Origin of the sequence: Mucilaginibacter sp. R-33, assembly GCF_049949235.1 — a bacterium.
GTDB lineage: Bacteria > Bacteroidota > Bacteroidia > Sphingobacteriales > Sphingobacteriaceae > Mucilaginibacter.
In genome coordinates this window covers 4076550-4089699 of record NZ_CP188089.1, presented here as the reverse complement: position 1 = coordinate 4089699, position 13150 = coordinate 4076550, and the positions used below count along the sequence as shown (strand labels likewise).

The window sequence follows — 13150 nt, the reverse complement described above, 5'->3', positions numbered from 1 at the left end:
TTTAAAAATGTACAATTGACATATCTAAAATCATGTTGTAAAGAAAAAGGATTTTAGCCCCGGCGCTTAACCAAATCATATCAATACTTAGTCAAAAAGTATCAATTTTCGGGAGAGGGGAAACGCTGCAACAGATTGGCTATATTTGCGTTAAGCTGATTATTTTGAAACCACTATACATATTTCTATTATTTTTTACAGTATCATGCGGTATTTGTAATGCCCAAACCTACTACTTCAAGCATTACCAGGTTGAGCATGGGTTATCGCATAATACCGTTTACTGCAGCATGCAGGATAGGCGCGGCTTTTTGTGGTTTGGTACCAAGGACGGCCTTAATCGTTTTGATGGTTATACCTTTAAAACGTTCAGACATAACCCTGCAAACAAAAGCACCATCTCCAACAACATGGTGCATACCCTGTGCCTTGATAAAGAAGGTACGCTTTGGATAGGTACTGACGAAGGTCTTGATAAGTATGATCCCCTGTCAGAAACATTTACACATATTAATACGGCAAACATTAACGGTGTGCGCAGTATCACCTTTGATGAACATGATAATTGCTGGTTTGTGGCCGGAGCTTCATTAATAAGATATAACACAAAAACCGGCGAAAGAACTGATTACTGGCCTTCGCAGCATTTTGAGGCTACTTCTGTAGTAATCATTAATGGTACAGTTTGGGCTTCTTCTTCAACAGGCGCAATGGAGAAATTTGACCGGGCAAGCCGCACTTTTACCGCTTACAACGTGTTTAAGCCAACTGATAAAGTTACCTCAAAGTTTATTGAAAAGATTTATTATGCAGGCAATAACAAAATATTTGTAGGTACTAATAGTCATGGTTTTAAGGAGTTTAATGCTGAAACCTATACCTACAAGGACCTGCTTAACTACAACCCGGATAAAACGGCTGTTTACGTGCGCGATTTTTTAAAATACAGCGATACAGAATACTGGATAGCCACAGAATCGGGCGTATTTATTTATGACTCGGTAAAGGGCACATTTCTTAATCTCAGAAAGCATTTCAATGACCCTTACTCCATATCGGATAATGCCGTTTATTGCCTTTATAAGGATTCGGAAGGCGGAGTTTGGGCAGGCACTTACTTTGGCGGCCTCAACTATTACCCTAAACAATATTCAACCTTTAACAAATTTTACCCCGACACCGAGCCAAATTCCCTTAAAGGAAACGTGGTACGCGAAATTACCAAAGACATGTACGGCAACCTGTGGATGGGGACCGAAGATAACGGATTAAACAAATTGGCTCCCGATAACACCTGGACTCATTATAATCCCGGCGGAAGCGCCAGCATCTCCAATACCAACATCCACGGTATATTAGCCTTAGGCAATGAACTGTTTGTAGGCACTTTTGAACGGGGGCTGGATATCATGAACATTAAAACCGGCAAGGTTGAACGCGTTTACCTGGCCGGAAGCAGAAATAATGATCTCAAAAGCAACTTTATAATTTGCTTTTGCAAAACCCGCAGCGGGCTCATTTTTGTTGGTACTACCCGTGGCATTTACAGGTATAACCTGGCAAGCAAGGATTTTACCCTGATAGATAAATTACCCCCATATGATTTTATTTACGCCATAACCGAAGACCATACGGGCAAAATATGGGTTGGCACCGTAAGGGATGGCATTTACTGCTATAACCCGGCAAACAATACAAGCACTAAGCTAAACTATCGGTACCCCGTTAAAAACGTGCTTAACACCACCACGGTTAACGGCGTTTTTGAGGATAGCAACCACAAATTATGGTTTGCTACGGAAGGTTTGGGTTTATGGAGATATGATCCCGAAGCCGATAGCTATAAATTTTATGACACCGGTAACGGCTTTCCGAGCAATTACATTTTCAGACTCGAAGAAGACAAGCATAAAAACCTATGGATCAGCACTACCCGGGGCCTGGTTTGCTTTAATGATAATACCGGGAGCATCAAAATTTACACAAAAGCCAACGGTTTGTTAAGTGATCAGTTTAACTACAACTCATCTTTTAAAGATGCCGACGGTACTATGTACTTTGGTTGTGTACGTGGTATGGTTAGCTTTAATCCTGCCAGTTTTAAGCAAAATTACTTTATAGCCCCGGTTTATATAACTGGTTTCCAAGTGCACAATAAAGAGATCTCTGTTAATGGTGCCGATTCATTATTAAAACAATCTATCATCACCACAAAAAAGATCAACCTTAATTATAACCAATCTTCATTCAGTATTGATTTTGCTGCGCTGAGCTTCCCATCGCCCGAAATGACCCAATATAAATACACGATGAAAGGTTTGGATAAAGGCTGGACCGAACTTAAACGCAACCGAAAAGTTTACTTTACGCAACTGCAGCCCGGACATTACACCTTTGTAGTAAAAGCGGCAAACAATAACGGCATCTGGACCCAAAAAGAAACAAGTATTGAAATTGATATAGCACCTCCTTTTTGGGAAAGCGTTTGGGCATACATTGCTTACTGCCTGTTATTTTTACTAACAGGTTACTACCTGCTCAGAAGCTATCACCGTAAAACCCGCGAAAAAAATAAGCGCATTATCGAAACCCTTGAAAATGACAAGGAAAAACAGATCTATAATGCTAAGATTGAATTTTTCACCAACGTGGCCCATGAAATCCGTACACCTTTAACGCTTATTAAAGGGCCGATGGAAAAAGTGATCAGGCGGGCGGAGCATGTTCCGGATATTCAAAACAACCTGAAGATCATGGAAAAGAATACCAACCGGCTGCTCGATCTTACCAACCAGCTGCTTGATTTCAGAAAAACTGAAACCAATGGCTTTAGCCTCAGCTTTGTTAAAACCGATATTATGGATCTGCTTGCCGATACCTTTTTGCGGTTTAAGCCCATGGCCGAACAAAAGAACCTCAGTTATACCTTTATACATCCGGTTAAAACCGTTTATGCCTATGTTGATATTGAAGCGTTTACCAAAATAATGAGTAACCTCATCAGTAATGCCATCAAATACAGCACTTCTGTTGTTGAGATTGAACTGCTTGATCACCCGGTTAACGACCCTACCTTTACCATCGAAATAAGGAATAACGGGCACCTGATCCCTTACGAAATGCGCGAAAAGATCTTTGAGCCTTTCTTCAGGATGAAAGGGTCGGAAAAACAAATTGGCACCGGGATAGGACTTTCGTTATCGCGCTCTTTAGCCGAATTGCATAAGGGTTTATTGGTGTTGAATAAATCTATTAACGATTTTAATATATTTAACCTTACTTTGCCTGTTCACCAGGAAAAAGAATTCGACCTTCATATTACCCCCGATGAATATGAGCAGGCAGACCTAAGTAACAGAGAGGAGAATATTGACTTTATGAAACCAGTTATACTTTTAGTGGATGATAACCCTGAAATACTTGATTTTATTTCGGATGATCTGAGCGATAAATATTCGGTTATTAAAGCCCTTAACGGACAGGAAGCGCTGGATATGATAGGCATAGAGAACATTCAGCTTATTATAAGCGATGTAATGATGCCGGGAATAGATGGATTTGAACTGTGCAAAACCATTAAAACCAATTTCGATTACAGCCACATCCCCATAATACTGCTTACTGCAAAAAATACCCTGCAAAGTAAAATTGAAGGCCTGGAGGTTGGTGCCGATGCCTATATCGAAAAACCGTTTTCGCCCGAACATTTGCAGGTGCAGATAGCTAACCTGCTTATTAACCGTAATAAAATTAAGGAGCATTTCGCGAGTTCGCCGCTGGCGCATATCAAATCGATGGCTTATTCAAAACCCGATGAAAGCTTTTTGGATAAGCTAAATGGTGTTATCTATAAAAACATCCAAAACGCTGAGCTTGATGTTGAGCAGATAGCCAATCTCATGAATATGAGTAAGCCAACGCTGTACCGCAAAGTTAAAGCTATATCCAATCTTACTATTAACGAGCTTATCAATATCACCCGCCTCAAGGCTGCCGCGCAATTACTGGAAGAAGGTGATTATAAGATCTACGAAGTAGCCAACATGGTAGGTTACAGTTCTCAATCACACCTTGGTCGTAATTTCCTGAAACAATTCGGTACAACACCTACTGAATACCAGCAGGCTAAGCGCAGTAAAGTAAAACAGGTTTAATCTTACCTGGATGGACTATGAGGCTAAGTCAGGAGCAATGGGCTTTATATAATAGCCCAAGCAAAGCACCTGCTGTTAAAGCAACCCCCTTTTTTACAATTTTTGTTATTGCTGAAGTCCCTGAACGCTGCAAGCGGGCGATTTAATTGTGTGGGCAACAATATCTGAAAAAATAACGTAGAACTGCCGGTTCCGCACAACAGGGACTGGTTGATTATCAAAACTCTTTCAGATTAATAAATGAGAAATAACAATTACTTACTAAGCATGATTGCTGGTATGCTGGTAATATCATGCTTCGCGTGTTCAAAAAGTATAAACAAAATTGAGACACCGGCAAGTTCAATTCCGGAGCAGGATGGAAAACTACAAAGTTTGAAAACCAGGCCGATAACTACCTATACTTATACCGTTAAAACTACCGAGTGGATGGTTGACGGGACAAATATCCCCGCGGGGGCTATAATATATATCCCCGCCGGTGAACGTGGGGCTTTGCTGCTTAAAAACTTTAAAGGAACAGCCGCTGCTCCAATCTTAATTGTTAACCAGGGTGGCAGGGTATCATTCACTACAGAAACTACCGCCTCGTATGCATTTAAGACACAAAACTGCCAGTATTTTAAGGTAATGGGAAATGGAGTTTCCTCAATTAAGTACGGGTTTGATATGAACGGCGGCAACATTGGTATGACGATGGACTATCTGAGCTCGGATTTTGAGATCGCGAATGTTGAGGTGCGTAACAGCGGGTTTGCAGGGATCATGGCAAAAACCGATCCATCATGCGACGCTGCAACCTGGCGGGGCAATTTTACGATGAGTAATGTAATAATTCATGATAATTACGTTCACAAAACAGGAGGGGAAGGCCTTTACATAGGAAATTCTTTTTATCAGAATGGTGTTTCCACATCATGTGGTACAGTTTTACCTCATGATATCGTGAACGCCAGGATCTACAAAAACCTTGTTGACTCAACCGGTGCCGAAGGAATCCAGGTTGGCAGTGCTACGTCGGGATGCATGATCTATAGTAACACAGTTAAAAACCCGGGAATAAGTCCGTTTGCTTCCTATCAAAATAATGGCATACAAATAGGAGAAGGCACCGGCGGCCAATGCTATAACAACCTGGTTAAGAATGCACCCGGCAACGGTATCATTGTTCTTGGCCTTGGGGATAACCAGGTATTCAATAATTATATTATTGACTCAAAAGCTTACGGTATTTTTGCTGATTCACGGTATACGCCGGGCCCGAATTTTCAGTTTATCAATAATACCATTGTGGGTTCTGTTTTAGGTGGCATAAAGTTAAACTCCGAAACTATCCCCATGAATACCGTTATCAATAATGCTATCATACAATCGGGATCGGTACAGCCGATAATTTTAAAAAGCACCAGCGTTAAACTTACCGAATCAAATAATTATGTAAACACAGATGTAAGTGTTTGCGGGTTTGTAGATTATAACGGAGATGATTTCCATTTACAATCGTCATCGCCGCTTATCGATCAGGGGGCAAATGTTTTATCATACGGCATAAAATTTGATTATTATGATGCTGTACGCCCATCGGGTACGGCTTTTGATATTGGGGCTACCGAGTATTAATATTTAATAAACCAAGGGTTTCTGTCAGGGGTAAAGGGAATTCCTGTAAAAGAAAAAGGGGACGGCAGCACTGCCATCCCTTTTTACGTTTTAAAGTTTTAGCCTTAAGCTTTGTGCATTCGGCTTTTAGCTAAAATCATGGGCTTACTATCATGCGTAATGGTGCCAGATTGTTGATCTGAACAAAGTAAACACCGGTCATGTACGACCGGGTTAACTGAACCGCCAGGTTCCCGCCAAAACCGCGATACCTGCCGCTTTGCATAACCTTGCCAAAATTATCCCGGATAACCAGGTTGATCTCTTTCTGCTCCAGGTCGGGCGTTAGTTTAATGTTGAAGCTGCGCGCAGCCACCGGGTTTGGATAGATAACATTATTTTGAACGGTACCGATAGGTGCACTGTTATCCTGTACAATACCGGTCTTTTGACCCATAGTCGAAGCCAGCGAATTGCTGCTGAGCAATGAAGGCTCCGTTCCATAAATCAGCTGATCTTTATAATAAACGGTAATATGGCTGTTAAGCGCCATAGCAGCTTTGGGGGCATACGAATAATCATTGGCCTCGTTAAATGCCGACCAGTCTGTTTTATTTACTTGGTATTGAATGTTACCGGTATTGCTTAAGGGGTAAAGCGAACCGGCCGATGGATCGATGGTTAATTCAAGATAGGTGTCTGCCCCGGTTAAAGGGGGACTTAAAGTAACAAACCGGTTGTTGATTTTGCTGTTGCCCAGTTTGGCGTAGCTTACCGAGAAATTCAATCCTGCCGTGCCTTCGCGGCTAAACCAGTAACGAACAGATAAATCGCTGTAATTGACAGGCACGTTTCCGGTATTGTTAAGCGCCAAGTAGGTACTGATCGTATTTCCGGATGTGCTTTGATTTTGGTTTTGATAAGATACAGTAAAAGCCGTGGTAGCTGTAACTGCAGCAGGCTCGGTACCGTAAATTAACTGCCTGTTGCGGTAAAGGGTGATATGGCTGTTTGCAGCATAGCTCCCGGTGTATGGCAGGTATGAATAATCATCGGCCTCCGAAAAGTTTGACCAGTCCTGGTTGGCAAACCTCGACTGAATAACCCCGGAATTGCCGCCTGCGCTGAGTTGGCCGTTTGTCAGGAAACCATATTCTATATATCCAAATGCCCCGGTGTGCGGGTTGGGTAGCTGAACGTATTTCATGGTAACGTTACTGTTGCCTATTTGGGCATAATCAATCCACGAATTGATCCCGGCATAATTTTCCGCGGTAAACCAATACCTCATGGTCAGCTCGTTTAAATTAATGGCGACAGAATCCTGGTTAACAATTTTCAGAAATGGCTTAATGAGATTGTTTAAAGGTTGGTTATTATCCCCGTCGGATGATTGCACCTGGACATTGTATGGCAATACGGTGAAGGCTTTGCTTGAGGCTGTGGTGTCAAAACGTGCGTTGCCGCCTTGCTGCGCTGTGATAGTACTGCTGCCCGCGCCTACAATATGCAGCTTGTTATTGATTACCGTAGCTACGTTTAAGTTTGAGCTGGTGTAAACAACTGTAAGTCCGGAAGTAGCTGTCGCATTCAGGCTGATATCGGCATCGCCGGGCCTGCTTAGCGGCAAAGCAGCAAAGGTGATGCTTTGGCTCAGCTTGTTAACTGTAAGCGTTTGTGTAACCGGTGATGCCGCAAGATAATTAGCATTCCCACCCTGCGAAGCGGTGATCACGGCCGTACCCGCACCAGTGATGTGCAACTTTCCGCCCGCTATCTGAACTACCGTACTGTCCGAACTGCTATAGCTTACCGCAAGGCCAGAACTGGCTACAGCACCGGCCACAAAATCGCTGTCGGCAACTGTTTTTGCAGGGATCGCATTAAACGTAATGGTTTGTGCTTTTTGGCTAACGGTGAGGCTTTGATTAATAGAAGTAGCTGCTTTAAAACTGCTGTTCCCGGCCTGGGAAGCAGTGATGGTTGCTGTTCCGGCCGCTTTAATGTGGATGGCCCCATTGATCACACTGGCAACGGTAGTATCTGAACTGCTGTAAGAAACCGCTAAACCTGATGAAGCTGTCGCCGGGGGTACAAAATCTGCATCACCGAATGTTTTTCCGCTGAAGGAGGCGAAGGTAATTGTTTGATCGCCCAATACATCGGCAGCAATTTCGGTGCTGCTTAATGCCCTGCCGTAGATCTTGAAATTATCAATGGAGCCTTTGAACATCGGATCGGCAAACTGCGATTTGCCCAGGTAATTTTGTGTGGTGCTGCCGAGCGCCGATGGTTTGATGGTAATGTTTGTTGAGGAGGCAACTGATGTACCATTTACATAAAGTGTAGTAGTAGTGCCCGCCCGGGTTAACGCCAGGTAGGTCCAGGTATTTAATGGGAAGGTGTAATTGTAATTGATATTCTGTTCTGCAGCCGAGCCGTTTTTAGTAGCGTAACGAATGGTTGACTGCCCGTTGGTAACACCGGCCTGTACAGTAAGGAACATATATTGGGTAGTGCTTGAGCCAAAGTCAAAAACACGCATCCAGGTACTTATGGCGTCCATCCGCACCCAGGCAGATATGGTAAAATCGTTCAGGGTACTGAAAATACCGGCAGGTAAAGTTGCATAAGCGTTCGCCGAACCATCAAGCAGCAAAGATTTTCCATATTTACCCGCAGCACGGCTTGCTGTTGCCGCGAGTGCAGCATGATTGGCGCCCCAGGCATCAATGCCTTTACTGCTGCTTACCTCATCAAATTGATAAAAGTCGCGTTGCCCGGCATTGGGTTTAGCAACCGCTTCTGTGCTTTGGGTACCTTCGCCGGTACCGTCTGCAGGAGCTATCACATAAAAATAGGTTGTGCCATTGCTCACATTGCTGTCGGTGAAGGTAAGGTTACTAACCGAGCCAAGTGCAGTATATGGCCCGCCGGAAGTTGTTGAACGTTTAACGTTATAAGTATAGCCGGGAAGTGATTGCCATTCAAGGATGTTTTTGGCATCGCCAGCGGCAATTGTCAAAGAGTTTACGGCACTGCTAAGCACTGTGAGTACCAATGTCGAAGTACCTGTTGTGCTGCCGTTACCTGCCGACAGGCTTACATTAAAGGTGCCTGATTCCGTTGGTGTTCCTGAAATTTTGCCTGATAGAGAATCAATTTGTAACCCGGCCGGCAATCCGCTGGCCGAAAAATGGTTGGGCGACTTAATTCCGGTTACGGTATAAGTCATAGGTTTTCCTATCAGCGTGGTATCCGTTGGCGCGCTGGTGATAATTACCGGTAATGGCCGGTCGTCCAGGAGCACAATATCATTGCCCGTACCGCCTTTATAGCTGATGCGAAGCGTGAAATTACCAACAGTTACCGGGGCAAGTTCGGGCAAGCCTTTAAATGTACCGGATATTGCCGCGCTTCCGGTGTTATCAATGATAGTGAACGAAGTTCCCTGGGCCAGGCTGGTCGAGTCGATAGCCGTGACCTGCAGTTTAGGCTGGTTCACTAAATTAACAATGGCTGTACTTACCTTATCACTGGTGGCCGAACTGGTGCTTAATTCTACTTTATAGGTGGCATCGGCATTCATGGTGAGGGTGCCCACTTTTATGGTGCCTATGGCCTGATTACCGGGTGCCAGTACCGCGCCTGTACCTGAGCCTGTACCAATAGTAGCCGATGATGTACTCTTCCCACTGCCGCCAAACGTGCCGGCCGTTGCAACCACCGGACTGGTGAATGTGCCGCTGTTAGGGTCGTTATTGAGCAAATAAATGCCATTTTTTATCGTTGTTGTTCCCGAATAAGCCTGGTTGCCGGTAAACGTCAGAACAGCCGTACCAACTTTTTCTACGTTCATGCTGCCTGTCATCGTTCCGCCGTAGCTGGTAGTTATGTTCAGTGCACCGATGCTGATGGTTGGGCTGCCGCCACCATCAGTACGGATAGCCCCGCGGCCGCTTAACGCACCAAAACTGATAGTGCCGGTAGGGAACATGATGCCCTGGCAATCATTCCCGTTGGCGTCAAGATTCCATGATGCATTCGCGCTGCCTGATTGCGGCACTTCAAAACGGGTACGTGAGTTGCCGCTGCGTAATTTGGATACAAAGTAACCCGTAAAGCTGCTGTTATCGGCAAACAGGTGCAATCCGGCATAAACGTTACCATCCTGAATAATTGTTCCGCTGCCGGTAAGCCGCCCGTAGAGGTTCAGTGCATTGCTGGTTTGGTAAAAATAGCTGGTTTTGCCGGCAGCGATTTCAATATCGTTGTACAAGGTAGCATCGCCGTTGGCCGAAAAAAGCGCGCCGCCGTTCATGGTTATTTTTCCGGTACCGAGCGGGCCTGATGTAGGGGCGGAAGGCGCTCCTGTACTTGTTCCCGATACTTCCATGCCATAAACCGGCGGCCAGCTTTGCCCGTTTCCGTTGAGGATAGTACCGCCGGAGTAGGTGTTGTTGCCCCCTGCATACAGGAACCCGATACCGTTCTTGAGCAGGCTGCCTGAGCCTGTTATTTGCCCGGTTAATGCTACGGTGCCGCTCACGTTGGGTGTGTTTACATTAAGTAATGTATCGAGTGTTACAGGCATCTTCAGGGTTTGGTAGCCAGAACTGTTATTAACCAGGTCATTTCGCAAATGAATTGCTGCGCCGTCAATGGTATAGCTGCCGGCGTTTGCATTAAACTGAATTCTCGAGGCTACAAGGTTTGGGATGTCGTTGGTCAGTACGGTATCTGCACTGTTTTGAAAAGTAATAATGGCTGGATTAACAGGTGTCGCGTTTTCCTGCCAGTTGCTGGCCAGGGTAAGCGAGTCGGACTCGGGCTGCTGGCTCCATGTTGAAGTGCTTGAGCCGGGTACGCCAAATGTTTCGGCCGAATTGGAGCTTTCTTTGGTTTGGCCCACAGATGAAACAACATAGTAGTATGGGCTTCCGTTGCTTACATTCAGATCCGCGTACGCCGTAGTTGAAACATTGGCTACGGTAGTATAAGGACCGCCGCTTATGGTAGCGCGTTTTACATTATAAGTAGCCGCCCCTGCTGCTGCACTCCAGCTCAAGTCAACCTCCTTGTTTTTATTAACAGCTGAAGGCTGCGCCGGGGCAGCCGGTGGCACGGATGAAAAAATAACATTTGAGTTTCCGCTTTCCAATGTTCCGGCAAGCGCGGTCACTACATAATAATTGTTTACCTCGGGTACAGGGCTGGCATCAATATATGATGTGTTGGTTATGCCTGATTGTATAGTGGTAAATGGCCCGGTGGATGACGACGACCGTTTTACCGAATAGCTGGTAGCATTGGCTGAAGCTACCCAGGAAATATTAATTTGTGTAGCGTTAACAACCGCTGCCGCAGCTGAAGCAGGTGCTGCCGGCGCCTGGTTATTGACCACATTCAGCATGAGGCTTGCCGTGCCGGTGCCGCTGGCATTAGTGGCGGCTATGGTAATTTCGCTTTGCCCTAACGAGGTAGGTGTGCCCGAGATGATACCGGTGGCCGCATCAATGCTAAGCCCCGATGGTAAGCCAGTGGCACTATAAGAAGATGGATTAGCACTGGCTATGATGTTATAACTGAAAGGCGCACCACTGGTAGCTGTGGCGGTGGTAGCACTGCTAATCTCCGGAGACCCGGCAGGTGCGGATTGACTATAGGCTACATTACTGAAGGTGGCTATATTTAGCGCCGAGTTATTACTGGAAAGGGTATAAAATCCGGCATACAAATCCGCGGGGAAACCTGTTGCAGAATACCAGCAACTGAGACCGGTCCAACTGATGCCATCCTGCGAATGGTATGTAAATATGCGGGTGCCTACACGCTCAATTTTTAACCACCAGGGGGCTTTGGGTTGGTAGTGGTTTCCGGCACCGCCTGTCGCTTTAAGGAAAATATCATAAAAAGCTGAACCGGACGCCAGCGATTGGCGTAGCATGACCCCGCAACCACCGGTATTTAACGACATATTCTCAACTTTTACCACCAGGCCCGCATCACCGCTAATTTTTTTAAAATTAAAGCTGAAGGCATTACTGGTGGAAGTTCCGGCACCTTGAAGTGTCCAAACCCCGTTATTATAGGAGGCGCTGCCCGCTAATCCGGTATTACCGATATCTATATTTGTTAGATTGCTCACCGGCTGCACATGATCAGCAGGATAATACACCTGTGGCAATTTAACGGAGGTAGACGTATCTGATGATTTCAGGTATAAGAAATTGCCGCCGGCCGGAGAATAATTGGTTGCACCGGGCTGCATTAACGCAGCCCTCATCCTGTCGGTATTAGGAGTAGGTATGCCCTTGCGTACAGCATAAGCGCTGTAAATAAGATTAGTCATATCGCCGCTCCTCGCTCCGGGCTGAATTCCCCAGCCGGTCCAGTAACTTGCATACCCTCCCAACGGGATAAAGGTCATTGTTGCGCCGTCAAAAGCGTATTTATGATACAACTCACCGATAGCTAATACCCGGTTATCCAATTCGGCAAACATATCTGCACCTTGCTTGTAGGCAACTTCTGCACCCCAGGCCAGTGCGGCTGCCTGCACACGCCAATGGTCGTCGCGGCCCGAATCCCCAACTTCGCCACCGGGCAATGAATTGCGCATCCCTCCTCCGGCATCCATCCGGTACACTTCCACCGCCTGGTTAAACCGGGTTACATCATCGCAAAAAACCGAGGCGGCAAGGGCAATTTTTAACTGAAGAGCCCCTTTATTCGCATCGCGCAAGGGGCTGGGTACCCAGGAAGTTGGAAACAAAACATTGGCAAAATAATTTTTTACGTGCTGTGTGTTGGCTGCGGTCCAACCGGGAAAGGTACAACGAAGGATTTCAGCACCTACGCCCCAATACTGGGCATAATCGCCAATATCCAGCATGGATTCTCCGCCGCCCCAGGTAGTATTGGTTACTGCCCATGCATCCAACATATTGGTAGCTTTGCGGGCATAAGTAGAGTCGCCCGTAAACCACCACATCCAGGCCAGGTTGTGAACAGCCTGCATATCATCAATCCAGGCGCTGTTGTTGAGATTGGGCGCCCTGGTAACCGTTGCAAAAGGACCCTTTTGCCCATAGCCCAATTGTGAATGCGAGTCGTTTTTAAATGCGTTATAACCAGATAGCCATGGTTCACGGCTAATGTTGGCTTTCAATTGATCCAAATCGGCCCGGTTAAAGGCCACGCCAGGATGGACAAAAGGTTGGGCGCATACACCCATCGTGACAAACATCGACAGCGAAAACAACAGCAGCCTTATCTGCCGGTGCGTACCTGTCAAATAATTACAAAGCGTAAAAAGTTTTTTCATGGTTTAATTGTTTAGGTAAACATGTTTACTGCCGTTCCGGCATGTTTGGAAGTCGTGTAAGGACGTGGAA

3 protein-coding genes are annotated in these 13150 nt (G+C 45.6%); 2 read left to right on the top strand and 1 reads right to left on the bottom strand.

What is annotated here, in order from left to right:
• Positions 1-164: 164 nt before the first annotated feature.
• Together ACP26M_RS16855 and ACP26M_RS16850 are read left to right on the top strand one after the other, a co-directional pair.
• Positions 165-4154: a hybrid sensor histidine kinase/response regulator transcription factor gene (locus ACP26M_RS16855; RefSeq protein ID WP_426581643.1), complete on the top strand. Its 3990-nt coding sequence runs from the start codon at positions 165-167 to the stop codon at positions 4152-4154.
• Between the two features lie 240 nt (positions 4155-4394).
• Positions 4395-5774, top strand: a complete 1380-nt coding sequence (locus tag ACP26M_RS16850) for a right-handed parallel beta-helix repeat-containing protein (RefSeq protein WP_426581640.1) — start codon at positions 4395-4397, stop codon at positions 5772-5774.
• A gap of 136 nt (positions 5775-5910) precedes the next feature.
• On the opposite strand, the gene ACP26M_RS16845 is transcribed toward ACP26M_RS16850, so the two are convergent.
• A complete protein-coding gene (locus ACP26M_RS16845; RefSeq protein ID WP_426581638.1) occupies positions 5911-13080 on the bottom strand; it encodes a cellulose binding domain-containing protein in 7170 nt (2389 codons plus the stop codon).
• Between the last annotated feature and the right edge of the window lie 70 nt (positions 13081-13150).

What these genes read in the sequence shown, in the direction of transcription:
- ACP26M_RS16845 (WP_426581638.1), bottom strand. Translation starts at nt 13,080, where the DNA reads ATGAAAAAACTTTTTACGCTTTGTAATTATTTGACAGGTACGCACCGG.
- ACP26M_RS16850 (WP_426581640.1), top strand. Translation starts at nt 4,395, where the DNA reads ATGAGAAATAACAATTACTTACTAAGCATGATTGCTGGTATGCTGGTA.